Origin of the sequence: Bacillus sp. TH30 (assembly GCF_016650875.1) — a bacterium.
Taxonomy (GTDB): Bacteria; Bacillota; Bacilli; order Bacillales; family Bacillaceae_G; genus Bacillus_A; species Bacillus_A mycoides.
Genome location: NZ_JAEKEY010000002.1, coordinates 757,100 through 779,103, shown reverse-complemented (window position 1 = coordinate 779,103; position 22,004 = coordinate 757,100). Strand labels below are relative to the sequence as shown.

Annotated in this window: 17 protein-coding genes, 2 pseudogenes and 1 other annotated feature (1 of these 20 cut by a window edge); of the genes and pseudogenes, 15 read left to right on the top strand and 4 right to left on the bottom strand. The window is 34.8% G+C overall.

From position 1 onward, the window contains the following. Positions 1-10: 10 nt before the first annotated feature. The 4 genes and pseudogenes from JFU20_RS06135 (at position 11) to JFU20_RS06120 (ending at position 4,679) form a co-directional block, all read left to right on the top strand. The gene (locus JFU20_RS06135) at positions 11-1,255 is read left to right on the top strand and encodes an N-acetylmuramoyl-L-alanine amidase (RefSeq protein WP_201038466.1); all 1,245 of its coding nucleotides are present in this window, start codon (positions 11-13) and stop codon (positions 1,253-1,255) included. A 255-nt stretch (positions 1,256-1,510) separates the two neighbouring features. Beyond that, positions 1,511-2,923, top strand: a complete 1,413-nt coding sequence (locus JFU20_RS06130; protein WP_201038465.1) for an S-layer homology domain-containing protein — start codon at positions 1,511-1,513, stop codon at positions 2,921-2,923. 197 nt (positions 2,924-3,120) lie between these two features. Further along, a pseudogene (locus JFU20_RS06125) lies at positions 3,121-4,372 on the top strand (MFS transporter). Positions 4,373-4,400: 28 nt separating this feature from the next. Further along, the gene (locus JFU20_RS06120; protein ID WP_002135550.1) at positions 4,401-4,679 is read left to right on the top strand and encodes a hypothetical protein; all 279 of its coding nucleotides are present in this window, start codon (positions 4,401-4,403) and stop codon (positions 4,677-4,679) included. 19 nt (positions 4,680-4,698) lie between these two features. On the opposite strand, the gene JFU20_RS06115 is transcribed toward JFU20_RS06120, so the two are convergent. Continuing rightward, positions 4,699-5,163 (bottom strand): hypothetical protein, encoded by a 465-nt coding sequence (locus tag JFU20_RS06115; RefSeq protein ID WP_201038464.1) that lies wholly within the window; start codon positions 5,161-5,163, stop codon positions 4,699-4,701. A gap of 89 nt (positions 5,164-5,252) precedes the next feature. Here JFU20_RS06115 and JFU20_RS06110 point away from each other — a divergent pair, with 89 nt between their 5' ends. From JFU20_RS06110 to JFU20_RS06095, 4 genes are all read left to right on the top strand, one after another. Continuing rightward, the gene (locus JFU20_RS06110; protein ID WP_201038463.1) at positions 5,253-5,561 is read left to right on the top strand and encodes an alpha/beta hydrolase; all 309 of its coding nucleotides are present in this window, start codon (positions 5,253-5,255) and stop codon (positions 5,559-5,561) included. Positions 5,562-5,888: 327 nt separating this feature from the next. Further along, a complete protein-coding gene (locus JFU20_RS06105; protein ID WP_201038462.1) occupies positions 5,889-6,701 on the top strand; it encodes a polyphosphate kinase 2 family protein in 813 nt (270 codons plus the stop codon). Between the two features lie 179 nt (positions 6,702-6,880). Further along, positions 6,881-7,420, top strand: coding sequence for a PadR family transcriptional regulator (locus JFU20_RS06100; protein WP_201038461.1), 540 nt, complete (start codon positions 6,881-6,883; stop codon positions 7,418-7,420). Between the two features lie 36 nt (positions 7,421-7,456). After that, positions 7,457-9,205 carry an MFS transporter gene (locus JFU20_RS06095; RefSeq protein WP_201038460.1) on the top strand — a complete coding sequence of 583 codons (1,749 nt, stop codon included), beginning with the start codon at positions 7,457-7,459 and terminating at the stop codon, positions 9,203-9,205. 37 nt (positions 9,206-9,242) lie between these two features. On the opposite strand, the pseudogene JFU20_RS06090 reads toward JFU20_RS06095, so the two are convergent. Next, a pseudogene (locus JFU20_RS06090) lies at positions 9,243-11,067 on the bottom strand (leucine-rich repeat domain-containing protein). A 179-nt stretch (positions 11,068-11,246) separates the two neighbouring features. Here JFU20_RS06090 and JFU20_RS06085 point away from each other — a divergent pair. Then, entirely contained in the window at positions 11,247-12,524 is a 1,278-nt protein-coding gene (locus JFU20_RS06085; protein ID WP_201038459.1) for an MFS transporter, read from the top strand. Positions 12,525-12,572: 48 nt separating this feature from the next. Here the strand turns inward: JFU20_RS06085 and JFU20_RS06080 are convergent, their stop codons facing one another. Further along, a complete protein-coding gene (locus JFU20_RS06080; RefSeq protein ID WP_201038458.1) occupies positions 12,573-13,556 on the bottom strand; it encodes a ketoacyl-ACP synthase III in 984 nt (327 codons plus the stop codon). A gap of 181 nt (positions 13,557-13,737) precedes the next feature. On the opposite strand from JFU20_RS06080, the gene JFU20_RS06075 reads away from it, so the two are divergent. From JFU20_RS06075 to JFU20_RS06050, 6 genes are all read left to right on the top strand, one after another. After that, positions 13,738-14,292, top strand: a complete 555-nt coding sequence (locus JFU20_RS06075; protein ID WP_002165983.1) for a hypothetical protein — start codon at positions 13,738-13,740, stop codon at positions 14,290-14,292. 480 nt (positions 14,293-14,772) lie between these two features. After that, the gene (gene hflX / locus JFU20_RS06070; protein WP_002012171.1) at positions 14,773-16,032 is read left to right on the top strand and encodes a GTPase HflX; all 1,260 of its coding nucleotides are present in this window, start codon (positions 14,773-14,775) and stop codon (positions 16,030-16,032) included. Positions 16,033-16,321: 289 nt separating this feature from the next. Then, a complete protein-coding gene (locus tag JFU20_RS06065; RefSeq protein ID WP_002012170.1) occupies positions 16,322-17,533 on the top strand; it encodes an MFS transporter in 1,212 nt (403 codons plus the stop codon). A gap of 10 nt (positions 17,534-17,543) precedes the next feature. Beyond that, a complete protein-coding gene (gene cysK, locus JFU20_RS06060; protein WP_201038457.1) occupies positions 17,544-18,461 on the top strand; it encodes a cysteine synthase A in 918 nt (305 codons plus the stop codon). 93 nt (positions 18,462-18,554) lie between these two features. Then, positions 18,555-19,067, top strand: coding sequence for a GNAT family N-acetyltransferase (locus tag JFU20_RS06055; RefSeq protein ID WP_305455150.1), 513 nt, complete (start codon positions 18,555-18,557; stop codon positions 19,065-19,067). A 93-nt stretch (positions 19,068-19,160) separates the two neighbouring features. Further along, entirely contained in the window at positions 19,161-19,985 is an 825-nt protein-coding gene (locus JFU20_RS06050; RefSeq protein ID WP_201038455.1) for a DUF4037 domain-containing protein, read from the top strand. A gap of 41 nt (positions 19,986-20,026) precedes the next feature. Here the strand turns inward: JFU20_RS06050 and JFU20_RS06045 are convergent, their stop codons facing one another. Next, positions 20,027-21,661 (bottom strand): putative polysaccharide biosynthesis protein, encoded by a 1,635-nt coding sequence (locus tag JFU20_RS06045; protein WP_201038454.1) that lies wholly within the window; start codon positions 21,659-21,661, stop codon positions 20,027-20,029. Positions 21,662-21,881: 220 nt separating this feature from the next. Then, positions 21,882-22,004, top strand: a binding site (T-box leader); it runs 100 nt beyond the window's last position.

The following is a 22,004-nucleotide window of genomic DNA, read 5'->3' as shown; positions in this document are numbered from 1 at the left end:
AATATATTCTATGAAAAATAGAATAATCGCAGCAGGAGTAATTGCAGCCAGTATATTATCTTATTCATCTAGTAGTTTTGCACAAACAAAAACGTTTCCAGATGTCCCAGCTAAACACTGGGCAGAAGATTCTATTTACTATTTAGTAGAGAAAGGTGCAGTTAAAGGTAATGATAAAGGAATGTTCGAGCCTGGAAAAGAAATCACTCGTGCAGAAGCAGCTACAATGATGGCTCGAATTTTAAACTTACCAATCGATAATAATGCTAAACCATCTTTCGGTGATTCTCAAAACGAATGGTATACTCCATTCATCGCAGCTGTAGAAAAAGCTGGCGTCGTTAAAGGTAAAGGCCCAGGCGTATTTGATCCAACTGGGAAAATTGACCGAGTTTCAATGGCATCGATGCTTGTTGAAGCATATAAATTAGATGCTAAAGTAAAACAACCGTTACAAACAAAATTTGCAGATTTAAATGATAGTTGGGGAAAAGATAAAGCCAACATTTTAGTAGAATTAAATATTTCACAAGGTATAACTAAAACAGCTTGGTTACCTAATAAAACTGTAACGAAAGCAGAAGCAGCGCAGTTTATTGCAAAGGCTGATTCACTTAAAGTAGGTAATCCTTTAGTAGAACAGATGATTATTATTGATCCAGGTCATGGAGGAACAGATCCTGGGAAAGCAACACAAGGGTTACATGAAAGTGATATTGTATTGGATACATCTAAAAGATTACAAAGTTTACTAGAGAAAAATACTCCATTCCGTGTGATGTTAACGCGTGAAACAGATATTCGTCTTGGTGAAAAGCAAGGTGAAGACCTTAAAAATCGTGTGGATTTCGCGAAAGAACATAATGGAGATGTTTTTGTAAGCATCCATGCAAATGCTTCTAAAAATCATGATGGATATGGAACAGAAACCTTTTATTATAAAGGGTCTGAAAAGAAAGAATTAAATGAGCGTGAAAAAGATAGTTATATGTTAGCCGATAAAATACAAAAGAGATTAGTTAAAGCTCTAGATACAAGAGATCGTGGTGTGAGAGAAGGAGATCTTTATGTATTAAGAGAAAATGAGATGCCAGCAGTACTAACGGAGCTAGCATTTTTAGATAACAGCGCAGATTATGAGAAGTTAGCCTCAGAATCTGGAAGACAAATAGCTGCTGAGGCAATTTATGCGGGGATTTTAGATTATTATGAGTGGAAGGGTTTTGATGTTTCAAAATCTCGTTTAACGAAATAACAATGTTGATTGCTAAGCCCATCGTCTATATAGAGATGGGCTTTTTATGTAAGTTTCTGTAATTTTTTATCGGAATAAAAAGATATATCGTATTATGCTGATTATGAATAAAATAATGCTAGATTAGTTTATTTTTATCACGTATACTTTTACTGTTGACTAATTAAGAGTTTGTTAGTTTAATAGGGAAAATTATACGATAAAGGGAGGCAAGTTAACACGGGACAAGCATATATATAACGTGTTAAAAAATTTATGAAAAAAGTTATTTCTAATGTGTTAGCAGTGACAGTCGCACTTCAAGTAGTGATGGCTCCAGCAACTTCGTTTGCATCTACAAAAGAATTTCCAGACGTTCCGAAAAATCATTGGTCACTTGAAGCGATTACTGATTTAACGTCAAAAGGGGTTATTGCAGGGTACGATAATGGTAAATTTGGCTTTGGAGATGTTGTGACTCGTGAGCAAGTAGCAGCATTAATGTATCGCGCATTAAAACCAGAAGCAAAAAGCGATTATAAAAATCCATACTCTGATATTAGTGCAGGAACGACAATGTTCCCAAAGGAAATTTTGGCATTAACAGATATGGGGATTTTCGTAGGTGATGGTAAAGGGACGTTTAGACCGAAAGAATCATTAACTCGTGCTGAAATGTCTGTTATTTTGCAAAGAGCATTTAAATTAGAAGTAAAAGCACCACATACATTTAACGATATAGATGCAACACACTGGTGGGCAAAAGAAGCAATTAGTGCATTGCAATCCAATGGTGTATCGGTAGGGAATGGGCTTGGCGGATTTGATCCATCAGGTGTATTAACGCGTGAAAGTTATGCACAACTTTTATATAAAGCAATGCAAGTGAAAAATGATATTCCGGTTGAACAACCATCATATATTAATCTAGATGTAACATTACCATCTAATATAACAGCGCAAGAGATTGATAATTTCATTGGAAAGTATCATTCAGACAGCCCGCTTGTTGGGACTGGACAAGATTTTATAAAAGCACAAAATGAGTATGGTGTGAACGCTTTATATTTAGCAGCTCATGCGATCTTAGAATCTGGGTACGGAAAATCAGAAATTGCATATCGTAAACATAATTTATTTGGGCTAAAGGCATTTGATTGGGATCCATTTGCAAATGCAAAATATTTACCGTCTTACGGGCAAAGTATTTCGTACAATGCTGATTATGTAAGAAAGAACTACTTAGAGAAGGGTGCTCCTCATTTCAATGGTTACACATTACCTGATATGAATGTTAAGTATGCAACCGATAAAGAATGGGCTGGAAAAATCGCTAATATTATGGAGCGTATTAAACCTTTTAATAAGAAAGATTATCAAAATGTAACACGATTGCCGAAAAATCCTAATACATTAAATGTAGAGGCATTAGGCGAAACAATTCCATATAAAGATTATGCAAAAGATGCGAAAGCTACTGTTCAAACTGTAGGATCTTACTATCAAGTTCCATTCCCGTTTAACAATCCAATTAAGAGTGTACCAAACGTTACACAAAATGAAGTTGGAAAATTAGAGAATGGTACAAAAGTAAACGTATATCGTGAAGATCCAAATGGCTGGGTAGAATTCTCACTTGAAAATGCTCCAGAAAAATATTGGACATTGAAGAAGAACTTAAAATTATAAAGTGGAAAGGTGTTTTCATATATGAAAACACCTTTTTTATTTATATTCAACACGTAATATTTGTAGATTCATTATGATTTTCTTTTTTATATTTCTACCAATAATTTAACAGTTTCATATATAATTAAAGTTATTAAAGATTGAATCTTCTGTGTTTTTCTTTGAGTATTAACTTAATTTGAAAAGAGGAGAGAGATATGCAAGGGGAAATACCAACAGAGAAAAATTTAGGTTATGTCGGTAAATTGTTATTGCCAGTTAAAGTGTCACCGCACTTTAAGTTTTTATGGATTGGGCAATTACTTTCGACTTTAGGTAGTTCGATAACGATGGTTATTCTGCCAGTCGTTGTGTATTCATTAACTGGTTCAACAGTTGTAATGGGAATGACTATGGCAATATACATGCTTCCTAATATTCTTGCGTTACCGTTTGCTGGATTAGTCGTGGATCGAATTGACCGGGTGAAATTGATGTTATTTACAGATATAATTCGCTGTACATTAATGCTCTTATTTGCAACACTTATATTTATGGACGTTTTAACAATTCCACTTCTATATGTACTCGTAGCGTTATATGGACTTATGGAAGGGATATTTCAGCCGGCGTATTCAGCTGTAAGAGCAAAAGTATTTGTACCGGAAATTCGAAATGCAGCTAATGCATTAACGCAAATGAGTAATCAAGGAATACGACTAATTGGACCGGCTCTTGGAGGATTGATCGTTTCAGTTGCATCCGCCGGAATAGGATTTGGTTTGGATGCAGTAACGTATTTGTTATCATTTTTATGTTTATTATTTTTAAAAGAAATTAAGTTTAAAAAAGTAAAACCTATTGAAAAGAGTAAGATCGATTACAAACAAGAGTTTATGGAAGGTATTTTAGTTTTAAAAAGTCATCCGTGGTTGTGGATTACCATTCTAGTCTTTTCTTTCGTTAATATTTGTTATGCAGGCGTTATCGTTGTATTAATTCCATGGTTGTTTAATGTTCATCATCATTTTGAAGCTTACGTGTATGGCTGCTTCTGGTGCTGGAGCTGTAATTGCAGCACTAATTTTTGGTGGGAGGCAGCGGTGGCATAAGAGAGGATTACTTGCGTATGGTGGTGTTTTAATTAGTGGAATGGCGTTATTAATTATGCCTTTCGTTTCTTGGGCACCCGCCTTAATTGGATTAATGGCAATTGAAGGATTCGGTATTATGATATTTGGGCTTATTTGGGAAACAAGTTTACAAGAGCTTGTACCAGAAGAAGCTTTTGGAAGAGTGGCAAGTCTTGATATGTTAGGCTCATTTGCTTTATTACCATTAGGGTATGTGATGGTAGGCTGGTTAGCTACTGTAATAGGTGGAAAGATAACAATTATAATGCTAGCTATTTTAGTACTCATAACAATTGGAATGGCATTGTCTGTACCAAGTATTCGGCGGTTCGATTGATTATGTAGGCAAAAAGGGGGGATGGTATATGACTATAGAAAATCTACATGATTTAGTAGTACATGAGTTGGGATGTAAATACGTTTTGGGAGAAAAGGTATTTGAAGCAAGGAATTTCACGGTGTATATTGCTACTCCTATAGAAAATAAAATGACATATAATCGATTCATCTTAATTAAGCATTTGTCTAATGAAGAGCCTTCCGTACATGTTTGGGACAAAAAAATCTGTGTAGACGCTACAAAAATACATATTGCAAAAGAAGTGACAGAAGCAATTCAATCGGGTTTTGTAAATAAAGAGTAAGCCCTAATCAAATTAGGGCTTACTCTTCATTAAACACAAATGTTTGCTTCATTTTTTTACTCTCATGTACTGGATGACCGTTGTAAGAGAAATTCTTTTCTTCCCAAGTAATGACAACTTTAAAATTATGGCTATTAAAGTCTAATGGGAATACCATGTAGTCAAAGCTTGTATGACTTTTTGAAACGTTGTTATTAGATGAAGTAGGATTAAAGGTAGCTTTAGATGTAGGTGTGTTATCAAGTATTTCCACCGATACATTTGCAACATCATTACCAATATTTTTTAAGAGTAAACTATACGTATCATATACACCTTGTTTTGGCTGCACGGCTTGTTTGTTTGAGCTATGAGATTTGTCAATTTCGATATACCACTGTTTAGACTTTGACGCAATTGGTAGTGATTGAAATGTGTATGCACTAGCTTGTATTGGTAGTGCTAAGCAGATTAGTGCAAAGAGAGAAAATATTTTTCGTTTCATCTTTAGAGAGCTCCCATTCTTTAAAGGATTTATTTGTTATTATCTTCTCTTTTTAAGATAATATACCATGTAGTTTAGGGGAGGGTATATTGAAAGAATTAGTAAGTATGGGAAGCAGCATGTTTCTACAACTGTTATTTTTGTATATATTTATTTCTGTTGTTTTATTGGAACTCAATCCATGGTATGCGGTAGTGGTTTATGTGGCTATTGCTATAATCAGTCTTCTGCTAGGAATATACTCGATTGCTTTCTCTATGAAGGGTAGCTTGAATACTATTTTTCTAACACTACCAGGTGGAATTATAATAACATTATTTTCAATATTAATTATTGGATTTACAGTGTTTGCTTACTTTTTACGAGAAGGAGATATTCCGCCTGTAATTCGTTTGTAGTATAAGTGAATCGATAGAGCTCCTATCTTTTCGTTATTAATCTTCCCAAGTATGTCACACGCACATTTAAAAAAACAAGGAAACTGTGTAGAGATTTTTCGGCATAGTTTCCTTATTTTGTTTTTTTGATTAATAATAAATGCTTGCTAAAGGATACGAAAAAGCATATCAGGGGGATTAATTTATTAATATAAAGTAGCGTCCAACTTATAAAAGATAGATATAGGTGAAGGGGTACGAGTATTAGTTAAAAGAGATATTAATATGAAAATATTACCAATAAATATGTTAAAATAACATTGTCATATAACAAGGGGGATTCGTTTGATGGAAAAAGAGCATCTTGCTAAAGTAGATTTAACGAAAAGAATTGAATCAAAATCTAAGTACAATAAGAAACTTGAAAAATATCAAATGCGCTTATTGGCACTACAGCAGATTTTAAAAGAAGAAAACATAGCTGTTATGCTCGTTATGGAAGGTTGGGATGCGGCAGGTAAAGGCGGAGCAATTAAGCGAGTGACTGAACATCTTGATCCGCGTGGATTCCAAGTAAATCCAATTGGAGCGCCTGCTCCTCATGAAAAACGGTATCATTATTTGCAACGTTTTTGGCGGAAACTGCCTCAGTACGGGCAAATTACTATATTCGACCGTTCATGGTATGGGCGTGTATTAGTTGAACGTGTTGAAGGCTTTGCTACAAACGAAGAGTGGACGAGAGCGTATGGTGAAATTAATGATTTCGAAAAACTATTAACAGATGATCATTACATAATAGGAAAGTTTTTCTATCATATTAGTAAAGATGAGCAGTTAAAGAGATTTACAGAAAGAGAGAACAACCCTCTTAAAAGGTGGAAAATTACAGATGAAGACTGGCGAAATCGTGAAAAATGGGATGAGTATGTCGAAGCAATAGAAGACATGTTTGAAAATACAAATAAGCCGAATGCAAAATGGCATATTATCGCGAGTAATGATAAATTATACGCCCGTTTGAAAACATTGAAAGTAATTATTTCATTAATTGAGGATTATTTCTTAGAGCATAATATAGAATTACCTTCTTATTATAATGAAATAAAAGAAGGAAAGAAAAAGAAAATTGAATCTGTGCAAGATGCAGGAGTCAAATAGTAAAAAGGTTTGTATAGGAAATATGAAGGGAAGCTGTCTTGTAATTTGGTAAAACCAAATTACAAGACAGCTTTTTTAGTTAGAAACATTTTACAATTTACAGAATAAAGTATATAATCAATAATCATATTAACATTGTTAATATGATTATTGATTATATACTGTGTGGGGGTCTTATTTTGAAGGGAAGAGATGTTGTTTTAGGTTTATTAATGGAAAAAGAATTGTCTGGTTATGACATTAAAATTGTGTTTGAGGATGTATTTACTTACTTTTTTGATGGAAGCTTTGGAATGATTTATCCAACGTTACGACAATTGGAAAAGGAGGGGAAAATTAAAAAAGAAATTGTCATGCAAGAAGGGAAACCGAATAAGAAAATGTACTTTATTACAGATGAAGGGCGTGAAGAGTTTTATAGATACATGCAAACGGATGTAGAGAAAGACGTTTTACGTTCAGATTTTTTAATGAGGATGTATTTTGGTAATTATAGTGATGATAGGGCGATAAAAAAATGGATTGAAGACGAAATTGAAAGGAAAGAAGCGTACATTGCGGATCTTCGTTTGAAATATGAAAAATGGAGAGAAGGTATTACTTTCGTTGAAGAAATTTCGCTCGATGTAGGTATTGCATCATATAGTGCACAAGTAGAGATGTTGAAGAGGAAGTTACAGCAATTAGAAGCAAAAGAAAACAATAAAACGGAAGAATAAAAAACACGTTCACAATAAATAAAGGGGTAGATTAACATGGAGCAGTCAAAGGGTATTAAGATTGTCTTTTTAATGTGCTTAGGTATTTTTCTTTGTATGATTGATACAACGATTATGAATATAGCTTTACCAGCAATACAATCGAGTGTAAATACTTCATTAGAGAAGATGTCTTGGGTATTAAATGTTTATACAATGACGATTGCAGTACTCGCAATACCGCTAGGACGGATAGCTGATATTTTTGGGAAAGCAAAGGTGTATATTCTCGGTTTAATTATTTTTGGTGGTGGATCAGTGCTTTGTGCTTTTGCTAATACAGGTGACTTCCTTATTTTTTCTCGTTTTATACAAAGTGTTGGAGCAGCAATTTTATTTCCGACAAGTATGGTAATTGGTGTATCAGCTATGCCGTTAGCAAAGAGGCATGTTGCACTTGCTATTTTAGGAGTAACGCAAGGATTGTCAGCTGCACTTGGTCCGGTAATAGGCGGAATTATTACGCAAAATGTAGGATGGAGATGGGTGTTCTTCGTCAATGTTCCGATTTGTATTATTGGAATCATTTTATGCTGTATTATGTTACAAGTAAAAAATGAAGAATGTATTATTTCAAAAATTGATTGGATTGGACTCATATTAAGTAGTTTAGCGATTTTTTCTTTTACTCTCGTATTAGTGAAAGGCAATACGTGGGGATGGCAAAGTAATATCGCTTGGTCTTGTTATGCAATTAGCACTATTTCTCTTATTCTATTTGTTTTAGTGGAACGAAAGATTCATAATCCAATGGTGAATTTAAATTTATTTAAAGATCGAATGTTTGTCGGAGCGTCTATCGTTGTTATATTAAGTAATTTATTCTTAATTGGCGTTACTGTATTGCTTCCAACTTTTTTGACAAAAATACAGCACCGAACAGAAATTGAAGCTGCTTTTCTAGTGACACCTATTTCAGCGATGATATTTTTTATCTCACCTGTTGCAGCAACTTTAATTAAAAAGCTTGGAAAAGTAACTATTATTTTGTCAGGGTTTCTTGTTATGGGCCTATCCTACTATTGGTTGCAAATGATTGACGTCAATTCAACAAATATAGAAATTATTATTCCGTGTATGATATTAGGTGTTGGATATGGTTTAGTAGTGGGACCAATTACAGTTTTAAGTGCATCTTCGTTTGAAGGAGAATTATTAACTGCTTCTCAAAGTGTTGTATCAATGTTGCGGCAAGTAGGGATTGTATTAGCGGTTGCAATATTTGTATCTAATTTAACTCACAACTTATCTTTAAATAAAGAGAATGTATATCGTTATGCAGAAGAAAAAGTGCGTAATATTCATGTGAATAGTGCTCAGCAAGCTGAGATATTACAGGTAACAAAAGAAAAAATAGAGAAACAAAGTATAGAAACAAATGTAGAAAAGAAACAAAATGAAACATTGGTGGGATTAAGTAAAGAGAAAAAAGACGAACTAATTCACCAAAAAGTGGATGAAGTATTAAGTGGCGTTCCAGTAGAATATAGAGATATAAAAAGAGAAGAAATTACGAATCAAGTAACAAAAGAAGTTGAAAAACAAGAGGAGAGTATAAAGAAAGAAGTACTTGCATTTTCAAAAGATGTAAGTCGGTATGCCAAAAATAAGATGGCTATGAGTTTTACTGATTTATATAAAGCGAGTGTTCCAGTTATTTTAATTTGTGCTTTAGTAAGTTTGTTATTTTGGGAAGGCAAGGCTTTGAGTAAAAAGAGAAGGGAAAGAGTGGTAGAGGAAGTGTAAAGAAAAACAGGCTAATAGCAGCCTGTTTTTCTTTACGCTAGTATGAAAAATCTGGGTTTAATTCGTTAAACTTATGACTGTAATGCCTCTTATTATTAAAACCAACAAAATCCATGCCGATGCAAGGTTCTAAATTACCATCTACAACTTTAGAATCCACGAAGCTTAAATGTTTTAACTTTGGTAGTTCTTTAATGAATTGTAGATTTTGTATGTTACCACAACTTGATAGAATGAGCGTTTCTAACTCTGTTAAATAACGCAAATAGTCGTGATTTTTAATTTTACTGCAATGATCGAATTCGACGTATTTTAAAGTTGAAGCATTGTTTTCAATTTCATCAATATGTTCTAAAGTTCTTACATAATTGATTTCTAAATGTTTTAATTTGGGAAATGCTCTACATCCTTTTAATGAGTTAATGTTCCCTTGTGTAATTCTTAGTTTTTCAAGGTTTTGTAAAGACATTAATTCTTCAAGGTTTTTTTGTTTCGGTTTGTATTTCCAAATGTATAGTTCTTTTAAATTAGAACAAGATTTGAACCCTGTAATGTTTTTATTCCACTGTATGTAAAGCTCCTCTATATTTTTAAAGCTTTCTAGTGCTGTTAAGTTTAAAGGGACTTGTGGTTCTTCTAGTGATAAAGAGTTTAAGTTTTTTAATTTATATAAAGCTGAATAATCGGTAATATAGGTACTATTAATTTGTAGCGCTTCGATTTGCGGACAGCGTTCTAGAAAATCAAGGTGCTCCATACTATACCTAAGGTCATTAATGTAAACTTGGGTATAGTTGTTTGTATTAATGAATTCTACGTATTCATCCAGTCTGTTTTCATGAATTTGTACGGTGCCATCCATAACTAAAAAGTCTTTTGGTTTCTTCTTGATAGATATTTGTAAAGGATTCGCATATTGAAATATTACCGTTTTGTTTTCTAAAATAGTTTCAATACTTGTTTTAACATTAGAAACACTGTCTTTTTCTTTGTATGCTATTAAAATAGACTCTATTTCTGACGGATCTGTTAATAAAATTGTGGGATTCATTTCATGTATTATATCTTCATTTGAAGGGATACAGTTTATCATTGTATTCAGTGCTATTAAACTTAATGGTTGTCCTTTTGTTAGCCAAGATTTAATGCGTGTCCAAGTTAGTTGTGATACTGCAGCTAATCGTCCCCAATCGCTATGAAATGATACTGCGTTTTCCTCTATCCAATCTAATGTTGCTGAGGATTGAAAAGAATGTAAACAAATGAAGGATGTGGTCGGAAGCTCCCTCTCTAATACTGATTTTAGCTTTTCTATTACTAAAGGAAATGCTTCTTCAAATGGTAAACAGTAAGCGGCAACGTGTGAAAGAGGTGCAATTAAATCTTCATCAAATTCCTTCCACAGTTTTCTTATCCAATCAGAGGCATTTTCTCCTAATACACATATAACAATCTCGAGTAATCGAGTTTTAATTACGCCATTTATCGTGTTAGAAAAGCGGTTCATAACAGCATCTAATATTTCGCTTTTATCGTACATATTAAGAGCTTCAATTTCTTCTTGAAGAAACCATCGAGTCATTGTGTAATCAAGTAAGTTTTTAAAGTTTGTGCTCATCCATCTCTAATTCTGGTTGCGTCGCCTCACCATCTCCTTCATAAAAATCGTCGTGCAAATAATACTTATAAGGTGAATGAATGATTGCAAGATTGTACCATTCATTTGGATGTAAAGATAACGAGATAAGACGTTCATGACATTGGCTACATAATTTATAAGGTTGATTTGCTTCATCAGATTCTTCTATTTGCTGTACTGGATTATGTTTGCAAGCTTCGCATAATTCTAGTGTTTTTTTCATTGTTTTCTCTTTGTATATTGTGAATAGTAGTATTTTTAATATAGCATGAGATAAGTAAAGTATAGTAGAGTTAGAGATTTTTTAATAATTAAAGCGACGGATGAAAAATGACATTGAATATGTAACGTTAAACATAGTACATTAACAAGAGTAATGAATTTTATTAAGTGGGTGAGAAAATGCTAGATAAGGCGGATGCTTCAATAAGTAATCATATGTATACAGAAGAAGAGCAACAAAAATTATATAAACGAACGTTAATAATCGTAAGTATTTCACAAATGTTTGGCGGAGCGGGATTAGCTGCTGGAATTACAGTAGGTGCACTTCTTGCACAGCAAATGCTTGGGACGGATGCGTATGCAGGATTACCGGCTGCTATGTTTACAATGGGATCTGCAATAGCGGCTTTCTTTGTTGGGAAGTTATCGCAAAAATATGGTCGCCGAATAGGACTTGCAACAGGGTTTATAGTAGGGGGACTAGGAGCTATTGGAGTTGTATTGGCTGCGTTAACAAATAGTATTATTCTTTTACTAGTTTCTTTACTCATATACGGTGCAGGTACAGCGACGAATCTACAAGCTCGTTATGCTGGTACCGATTTAGCAGATAAGAAGCAGCGAGCAACTGCTATTAGTATTACGATGGTTATGACGACTTTTGGTGCGGTAGCTGGTCCGAATTTAGTAGGTGTAATGGGGGATTTTGCTGATTCAATTGGAATTCCTAACCTTGCTGGTCCGTTCATATTATCAGCAGCGGCATTTATACTTGCGGGTCTTGTTCTATTTGTTATGCTTCGTCCAGATCCGTTAATTATTGCTAACATAATAGAAACATATAAACAAGAACATACATATAAAGGGCAACCAGTAACAGAAGAAATGATAGAAAATAAACGTGGTGTTACTGTTGGAGCAGTCGTAATGATACTTACTCAAATAGTGATGGTTGCGATTATGACGATGACTCCAGTTCACATGGGACACCACGGTCATGGTTTAAGTGCAGTAGGTCTCGTGATTGGTTTTCATGTAGGTGCAATGTACCTTCCATCACTTGTTACAGGAATGTTAATTGATAAAATTGGCCGTACTAAGATGAGTATAGCTGGTGGGGTGATTTTACTTGCAGCGGGTGTCATAGCTGCGATAGCACCGAGTGATTCTTTACTATTATTAATTGTTGCTCTTTCTTTACTTGGATTAGGATGGAATCTCGGATTGATTAGTGGTACAGCACAAATCGTTGACTCCACAACTCCTTCTACACGTGCTAAAACACAAGGGAAAATAGATGTTTTTATTGCGTTAGCCGGAGCTTCAGGTGGAGCGATGTCAGGAATGGTAGTAGCTAATTCCAGTTATGCGGCATTATCATTAGCGGGAGGATTGTTAGCATTATTGCTAATTCCTGTTGTGATGTGGTCTCGGTTAGGTAAAAAAAATTCATGAAATTAAAAAGAGGTTCTAGTTATTTCCTAGAACCTCTTTTTAATTCGTTTAACTTAAATCCCACTCCACAATAAGCCCTAAATGCGTAAGTCCACCGCCAAATCCGTATAGTAAAAGTGTGTCTCCGTTATTTAATCTTCCTTCTTTTCTAGCTAAATCTAAAGCGAGTGGAATAGAGACGGAAGATGTATTCCCCATATCTTCCACACTCGTTAATGTTTTTTGAATAGATATTTTTGATTTTTCGCAAATAGATTCAATCATTCTTAAGTTAGCACTATGTGGTATGAACCAGTCTATATCATCTATTTGCAAATTTGCAGTATGTAATAGTTCTTTTATGCCGTATGGTACTGTTCGTACAGCCCATTTATATACTTCTCTTCCATTTTGAACGATTTTTTCACTTGTTTGTAGTGGTGTGCCATTCATAGTAGTAGATAAGTTTGTTCTGTATAGATGAATGCCACCGTCACCGTTTGTTCCCATGTGAGCAGCGATAAAGCTTGGTTTGTTTTCATCTCTTTCTAATAAAATAGCTCCAGCGCCATCACCGAACAAAATACAGGTCGTTCTATCGGTGTAATCAGTAACTTTAGATAATGTCTCTGTCGCTATGACGAGTACTTTTTGATGTGATCCAGAAGTGATTAAGCTATTACCGACATGCAGTCCGTATGTGAAACCAGCGCAAGTTGCATTTAAATCAAAAGCTAGTGTATGAGGTATGTTGAAGTATTGTTGTATTTGGCAAGCGACACTAGGAAAAACATAATCAGCAGTAGTTGTAGCGACGATGATACAGTCAATATCTTCAAAGTTTTTCTTATATGTTGTACATAAATTTTCGATGGCTTTAATGGCTAAGTGTGAGGAGTATTCGTCTTCGTTAGCAATTCTTCTTTCTTTCATGCCTGTTCTTTGTACAATCCATTCATCATTCGTATGGACCATCTTTTCTAAATCGTTATTAGACAATACTTGATTTGGAACATAAGTACCAATTGCGGTAATACGAGATTTAGAATTCATAGGGACATCTCCTAATTTTTATTTTATAACCTGATACTAATATCAGGTTATAAAAATGTCAATAAAGACTTTTATTGTATGGAAACGATAATGTTTAATTTACTCTGGAGGAATTTGGCGAGTAGCGTAAAAATAATATACAAGAAGCTTTTGAAATTGATAATGAAGGGAGTGGGGCTCCTTGAAAATAATTTTGCGCATGTTGCCTGTTGTCATTATTTGTAGCTTTATTCTTATTGTTTTTCCAGATAAATCTTATGCTTGTGACTGTATTAAAAAATCTCCAGAGGATGCATTTCAAAAAAATGATGTGGTGTTTGAGGGGAAAGTAATTGAGGTTGGAAGGAAAGAAGGGATTGGAACTAAAGTTTTATTTGAAGTGAAGAATATTTGGAAAGGGACAAGTTCTTCGCAAATTATCGTATATACAAATGGCGGTGATTGTGCCTTTCACTTCATAGATGGAGGAGAGTATTTAGTTTTTTCTTCTCAAAGAGGATCAGAAAAACAATTATACACACATAGCTGCAGTGGTACGAAAAGGTTAGATGAGGCGAATGTAGAGAAAACGGCTTTAAGTCATATTGCAAAAGAGTATGTTCCAACGAAGAAAGTGAATTTAAAAGGGGATATGGTTAACGGTTTTAGATGGGGACAGCTTGTTATCATTTCTATAGGTGTGTTATTGATAATTGCTGTTGTTATTTTTATTGTGAGAAGAACTCGCAAAAAATGACGATTAAAGTAAAAATATAAAGATTTTCTTTCTGTTTCTATAAGTGGTTTAATCTTGTGAAAGCGAATTACTTATGCTACACTTTATGTAACTTAAAATGAACGGAGGGGCTTCCTTTGATCTTAATCAGATTACGTCTCAATACTTTGTGCCGATAATTGAATAGCGCTCAAAGGCTCTGTCTGTGTACAGAGTGAACGGGATTGGTCTGCCTATTTTAAAGGAACCCTTTATTAAGCTTATATGTGAAAAAGAGGGAGGGACGAATACGCCCTCTTTTTGTTTTGCCTTTATAAATAGAATGGGATAGTATAGGTGAACACTTGTTGGATACGTATACTATCTTGGGACTTTTTGACCATGTATAGGACGAAAGCACTGCTTTCTTCTATTTCTTTGGTGAACCCTTATCCGTTTACGAAAACACAGGCAGTGACCTGTGTTTTTTATTTTGCGTAATCGAAATGGAGGAATAAATATATGGAAGAATTATTACAAAGAGCAATATTAGTTGGAGTAAATTTAGGTAAGGAAGCTGATTTTGCATATTCGATGGAAGAGTTAGCAAATCTTACGGAAGCTTGTGATGTGGAAGTAATCGGTCAAGTGACGCAAAATTTACAACGAGTAAATCCGTCGCATTATATTGGAAAAGGGAAGATTGAAGAAGTAGCAGCGTATGTGAAAGAAGCAGATGCAAATATGGTCATCTTTAATGACGAATTATCTCCTTCACAAATTCGGAATTTAGAAGAGGATTTAGATTGTAAAGTAATTGATCGTACCATTTTAATTTTAGATATCTTTGCGCAACGTGCGAAAACGAAAGAAGCGCAGTTGCAAGTAGAAGTGGCCCATCTTCAGTACATGATGCCTCGTTTAATCGGTCTTCGTGAATCTTTAGGAAGACAAAGCGGGGGAGTTGGCACGAAAAATAAAGGTGTCGGTGAGAAGAAGTTAGAATTAGATCGTCGTAAAATTGAAGAACAAATTGCGGCTCTAAATAAAGAATTAGAAGCACTTGTTGCACAGCGCCAAACGCAGCGTAAACAACGTAAGAAAAATGAAATTCCAGTTGTGTCGTTAGTAGGATATACGAATGCAGGTAAATCAACGATAATGAATACAATGCTTGAAATTTTTAATGGTACTGTAGAGAAACAAGTATTTGAAAAAGATATGTTATTTGCGACGTTAGAGACATCTGTACGAAATATTGATTTGCCGGATAATAAATCATTTTTATTAACGGATACTGTTGGATTTGTAAGTAAATTACCGCATCATCTTGTGAAAGCATTCCGTTCAACTCTAGAGGAAGTGGCGGAAGCAGATTTACTTATTCATGTTGTAGATTACTCAAATCCCAATTATGAGCAATTAATTGATATTACAAATGAAACGTTAAAGAAAATTGGCGTGGAAAATATCCCGACGATTTATGCATACAACAAATCAGATTTGGTAGATGTTGAAATTCCGAAAGTGCAAGAAGATCGCGTTTATCTATCTGCGAAGAAACATGTTGGAATTGAAGAGCTTGTAGAAGTAGTTCGTTCACACATTTATAAAGAGTATACGAAGTGTGAAATGTTAATTCCGTATGATCAAGGGCAGGTAGTTTCGTATTTCAACAATCATGCACACGTTTTATCTACGAGTTATGAAAACGAAGGTACGAAAATGGCACTAGAATGTAAGACGAGTGATTATGAGAAATATAAGCGTTTTTCTATTTAATAAAAAAAGGCGATCCTAATATGTTTTAGGATCGTCTTTTTCTTCATAGTTGCAAGCCTTCCTTTCATCCTGCCTTAGTATAAAAGAAAATACAAAGAGTTCATATAAATAAATCCGACAAAGCACATAGAAAAAATATATTTTTTAGAAGTTGAATTTCTGGAAAAAGAAATGAAACCAGTATAGAATAGAAATGTTTCAAAACTCAGAATTTATTCTGATTAAAGTCTAAATTTATTACACTAACTGTAATAAATATATATTTTGTACAGGAAGGGGAAATACACATATGCAGGCAGTTTCACAAAAAAATACAGTAGAAACACCGACAATATATCGAATATTATTTGCGATTAGTTTCGGACATTTTTTGAATGATTCGATGCAAGCAGTTGTGCCAGCGTTGTTTCCTATTTTGGAAAAAACGATGAATTTATCCTATATGCAAGTAGGGTGGATTGCGTTTGCGTTAAATATGACGTCATCGATTATGCAGCCGGTTTTTGGGATGTATTCAGATAAGAAGCCGTCACCATTTTTATTACCGCTAGGTATGTTTTCGAGTATGCTTGGGATGATTGGACTCGCATTTGCACCGAACTTTATAGTTGTTATTATTTCTGTTTTATTTATTGGATTAGGTTCCGCGGTCTTTCATCCGGAGGGCGCTCGTGTTGCTTACATGGCAGCCGGTGCAAAACGAGGTTTAGCACAAGCGATTTATCAAGTGGGGGGAAATACAGGGAATTCTCTAGCACCTATTTTTACAGCATTAATTTTCGTTCCGCTCGGTCAAATTGGTTCTTTAGGTTTTACAGCCTTTGCAGCAGTTGGAATTGTATTACTAATTTTCGTATCAAATTGGTATAAAAATGAATTAGCCACTGGTGCTGTAAGAAGGAAAAAGAGGGCTGCACTTGAGGCTGAAAATGCGATTGTAAGTACGCACATTAAATTTGTTATTATACTTCTTGTTTTTCTAACATTCGTACGTTCTTGGTACGGTGCTGGTATCGGGAATTTTTATCAATTTTATTTAATAGAGCATTACGGTTTATCTATAAAAAATGCACAGTATTTCGTCTTCGCTTTTATGATTGCTGGTGTATTAGGTACTTTCTTTGGTGGTCCGCTAGCGGATCGATTCGGTAAGAAAAAGATTATTGTCTTTTCGATGCTCGGTTCAGCGCCGCTTGCACTATTGTTACCTCACGTTTCTCTTATGTGGGTTGTACCGTTATTTTTATGCATTGGATTTATTAGCTCTAGTAGTTTTAGTGTAATCGTTGTATATGCACAAGAACTTGTTCCAGGGAAAGTTGGAATGGTGTCAGGATTAATTGTCGGTCTTGCGTTTGGTCTTGGAGCATTAGGTGCTGTAGTCCTTGGGAAATTAGCTGATATGTATAGTCTTCAATTTATTATGCTATTATGTAGTGGTCTACCATTAATTGGACTTACTTCATTGTTACTGCCAAATGATAAGAAAACGATAGAATAGGGGATGCGCTATGAAATTATGTGAAAACGTTACAGAATTAATAGGAGATACACCTATTGTCCGATTATCTAAATTTATTCCAGAGGACGCAGCGGATGTGTATGTAAAACTGGAAATGTTTAATCCGTCACGCAGTGTGAAAGATCGTGCTGCCTATAACTTAATTCATATTGCCGAGGAACACGGTCTCATTAAGCCAGGTGATACAATTATTGAACCGACAAGTGGAAATACAGGAATTGGCTTAGCGATGAATGCAGCTGCTAAAGGATATAAAGCTATTTTAATTATGCCAGATAATATGTCCAAAGAGCGTATTAATTTATTGAAAGCATACGGCGCAGAAGTAGTTTTAACACCAGCAGAACAAAGAATGCCAGGAGCAATTGCGAAGGCGGTAGAGTTACAAAAAGAAATTCCAAATAGTTTTATTCCGCAGCAATTTGAAAACCCAGCAAATCCGAATATTCATCGTTATACGACTGCACTTGAAATTTATGAACAAATGGATGGAGAGCTTGATGCACTTGTAGCAACCGCAGGAACAGGTGGAACAATTACAGGGACCGGTGAAACATTAAAAGAGAAACTACCAAACTTATATATTGCAGTAGTAGAACCGAAAGGATCACCAGTGTTATCTGGTGGTGTTCCAGGCCCTCATAAACTAGTAGGAACAAGTCCTGGTTTTATTCCAAAAAACTTAAATACAGAAGTGTATAACGAAATTATTCAAATTGCGGATGAAGAAGCATTAACTACAATGAGAAACTTAGCAAGACAAGAAGGATTACTAGTAGGGCCATCTTCAGGAGCTTCTGTTTACGCCGCAATTATGATAGCGAAGCGTCTAGGTGCTGGTAAAAAAGTTTTATGTATTGCACCGGATACAGGGGAACGTTATTTAAGTATGGGGCTATTTGAATAAAAGTGATAGAAGCACCTTAGTAGTAGGATGAAAATCCGCTATTAAGGTGTTTCTTTTAGAAAAATAGAGAATGGGTGAATGGAGAGAATGACAATGAAACTATTGAAACCAACATATGAATATAGCGAACAAATTATGGAGTATCGGCAGGCATTTTTAAATTCAGGAGAACAACCGCACGGTAGTTGTTCTATCCAAAATTTTGATTCTCTTGATGAATGGTTTGAAAAAGTGAGTATACAAGAAGCCGGCGAAAACTTACCATTTAATCGAGTGCCGTCTAGTCAGTTTTTAAGTTTGGAGAAAGGAAAATTAATAGGTTTTGTGAATATTCGACATCGGTTAAATCCAGAATTATTGCTGGAAAGTGGTCATATTGGTTATAGTGTCCATCCGCATAAGCGTCGCCAAGGTTACGCTACGAAGCAACTGCAACTTTCATTGGCTGAGGCGCAAAAATTAGGATTGAAGAAAGTGTTAATAACTTGTGATAAAGCAAATATTGGTTCTGCTAAAACGATTCAAAAGGTTGGCGGTGTGTTAGAAAATGAAGTAGTTTCTACTCATACTGGCGAAATTGTTCAGCGTTATTGGGTAGAAATATAATTTAGTAGGAATTTGAAAAGGTAATGTAATGCGGAATATTGAAATAGATAAATGAAAAGTAAGGGGAGTACTGCAGTTTTAGGGGGAAATGAAATGGGATTAAAAGAGAAAGCGATAAAAATGTCGGAGATTTATAGGCAAAACCCGAAAGTCGAAGCTATTATTTTAGCAGGATCTGTAGCTAGAAAGTTAGAAGATGAACATTCAGATATTGAATTACATATTTTATGGTCAGCACCGCCAGAGGATGAGGATCGTCAAGGACCTATTAACAATATTGGTGGAACGATTTTGTCATATCATCCTTACGAGGAAGAAGAATGGTCGGAAACATATTTGACGAAAGAAGGAATTAAACTAGAGATTAGTAATTTTTTAACAGTGACAGTAGAAAAGGTTATTTCAGAAGTTATAGAGCAGCATGATATAAATTATGAGAAACAATGTATTGTATCATCGGTTCATGATGGTGTGAGTTTTTATGGAGAAGTGAAAGTACATGCTCTAAAAGCTAGAGTTGAAGCATTTCCAGAAGAACTGGCGAAAAGGATGATTTCAGAAAACCTTTGGTTAAGCAATCGTTGGCATAATCGAGAGGCGCTTTTAAAACGAAAAGACTGGCTTATGCTTTATGATGTTATTTGTGAAGTACAAAGGGATTTATTCGGTGTTTTATTCGGTTTGAATAGAATGTACGTGCACCATCCTGCATTTAAATGGATGGCTTATAATGTAGAGCGTATGAATATTAAACCTGAAAATCTATATGAGCGTATGGCGGATACGCTGATAGGGGAACCAGAGTATAGTGTACAGGAGTTAGAAGTGTTGATCGAAGAGGTATTACATTTAGTAGAACAATATGCTCCAGAATTAAATATTGCTGAACAACAAAAGCACATTCAATATGCGAAGTAAAAAAACAAGAGATGTAACAACGCGTTACATCTCTTGTTTTTTTATTTTACTAACTTTCCTAATACAGGTAATCGTCGAATCCTATCACCGAGAATATGCGAAGCAAGTCCACTCGTTAATACGAATAAAAGATAAACAAGTCCTCCTGCTGATGCGCATATAAATACAATAATCAGTGATTCTACATAAGATTGGCCAGGAATAATCCAGCTTATAAATGCTCTTAATACGATCACAACAGCAGACATTGCTGCGGAGTAAATCGTAATAAGAAATACTGTTTTTGCTGTTTCGCCAATTTTAAATTTCGCAAACTTAACGATGCAGTACAACATAATAATATTTGAAACGAGATATCCAAGAATTGTTCCAAGTACAGCACCATGTCCACCGAATAAATGTAAGAGCGGTGTGTTCACCACAATTTTAACGAGAATACCGGCTGAGAATGCAATCATTGTTTTTCTTTGATAATCAATTCCTTGTAATATAGCGGCTGAAACTGTGAAAATTGCACTTAATACAGCAGAAGGTGCAAATGAAATTAAATATTGTGATCCACCAAGTGCAATTTCAGGATTTACATAAACCATGCGGAATGCATCGTAAGCGATACTAGCAAGACCGAATGCGGCTGGGATAGTGAAGAATAACAACACTTGAAATATCTTTGAAATTTGTCCTTGTAATTCATCTAGCTTCCCGCTTGTAAATGATTTCGTTATAGCCGGAATAATTGTTAATGAGAATCCAGTTGCAAGTGAAGCCGGAATCATAATTAACTTTTGGGCATAGTTCGTTATATAAGCGAAAACTGCATTCGCGGTTTCTAAAGGTTCTCCCATCGCTCTAAGGACATCAGCTACGGTATATTGATCTACTAACGTATAGAACGGGATTGCAATGCCTACAAATACAATTGGAATTGCATAACGTAGTAATTCCATATAAATACTTCTTAACGGAATGTTTGATGATCTCGTTTTCAGCTCACCTTCAGGAGGTTTTAATCCATTATATTTTTTCCAGTACATCATTAAAATAGAGACGCTTGCAAGTGCCCCGATAACAGCACCAAATGTAGCAACTGCAACAGAAGAAGCTACTGAACCTCCTAATAGTTTTGAGACGATAAAACTACCAACTAAAATGAAAACGACACGTGCGATTTGTTCTACGACTTGAGAAACAGCACTTGGTTTCATATGTTGAAAACCTTGGAAATAACCACGTGTAACACTCATAGCTGGTACGATAATAAGCGCGAAGCTTAATGCTCGCATTGTAAGTGTTACGTCTGCGATAAATTGTGGATCTGGTGTTTTCGAACGAATAATAAATTGTGATATGTACGGTGCTCCAATAAATAAAGTTAAAAATCCTAAAAAGCCCATAAACATCATTAACTTTACGCTCGAGTTATACAATTTTTTACTTGTACTATAATCACCAAGTGCATTATGTTTTGCAACAAATTTTGAGACGGCAATAGGAATACCAGCTGTTGAAAAGCTTAATAAAATACCGTACCAAGAGTATGCGTATCCATATAAAGCGACCCCTTGCGTTCCAACTAATAATTGAAAGGGGAAAAAGTATATAAAACCTAAAATTCGTGAAATCATTGTTGCACCACTTAATAAAGCGGTACCTTTTAAAACTTTTGAAGTAGACAAAATTCTTTCCTCCTACTCGTGCTGTCTTGCATTTATCGTATACTACTATAAACCTGCTAGAGAAGTTAATACAGTATAAACCATAAATGTTCTAATACTATTCATACAAAAGTCATATTTTGAATTTTTAAATAGAATGTAATGCATAAAATTTCAAAATATAAGTTGACACTATTTTTAATGTATGATAAAAATGATAGTAATCAATTCGGAAAATAATATTTGGGCAATGAAAGGGTATAGTAGTGAATATCTCCCTATTTCAGAGAGCTGATGGTTGGTGTGAATCAGTATATAGATTATTCATGAAGTTCGTCCTGGAGCATCTTTCATAAATCTCACA

Coding starts and splice junctions, on each gene's coding strand:
- JFU20_RS06120 (WP_002135550.1), top strand. CDS start 4,401: ATGACTATAGAAAATCTACATGATTTAGTAGTACATGAGTTGGGATGT.
- cysK (WP_201038457.1), top strand. CDS start 17,544: ATGAAATTATGTGAAAACGTTACAGAATTAATAGGAGATACACCTATT.
- JFU20_RS06105 (WP_201038462.1), top strand. CDS start 5,889: ATGGAAAAAGAGCATCTTGCTAAAGTAGATTTAACGAAAAGAATTGAA.
- JFU20_RS06050 (WP_201038455.1), top strand. CDS start 19,161: ATGGGATTAAAAGAGAAAGCGATAAAAATGTCGGAGATTTATAGGCAA.
- JFU20_RS06080 (WP_201038458.1), bottom strand. CDS start 13,556: ATGAATTCTAAATCTCGTATTACCGCAATTGGTACTTATGTTCCAAAT.
- JFU20_RS06130 (WP_201038465.1), top strand. CDS start 1,511: ATGAAAAAAGTTATTTCTAATGTGTTAGCAGTGACAGTCGCACTTCAA.
- JFU20_RS06055 (WP_305455150.1), top strand. CDS start 18,555: ATGAAACTATTGAAACCAACATATGAATATAGCGAACAAATTATGGAG.
- JFU20_RS06085 (WP_201038459.1), top strand. CDS start 11,247: ATGCTAGATAAGGCGGATGCTTCAATAAGTAATCATATGTATACAGAA.
- JFU20_RS06115 (WP_201038464.1), bottom strand. CDS start 5,163: ATGAAACGAAAAATATTTTCTCTCTTTGCACTAATCTGCTTAGCACTA.
- JFU20_RS06095 (WP_201038460.1), top strand. CDS start 7,457: ATGGAGCAGTCAAAGGGTATTAAGATTGTCTTTTTAATGTGCTTAGGT.
- JFU20_RS06135 (WP_201038466.1), top strand. CDS start 11: ATGAAAAATAGAATAATCGCAGCAGGAGTAATTGCAGCCAGTATATTA.
- JFU20_RS06065 (WP_002012170.1), top strand. CDS start 16,322: ATGCAGGCAGTTTCACAAAAAAATACAGTAGAAACACCGACAATATAT.
- hflX (WP_002012171.1), top strand. CDS start 14,773: ATGGAAGAATTATTACAAAGAGCAATATTAGTTGGAGTAAATTTAGGT.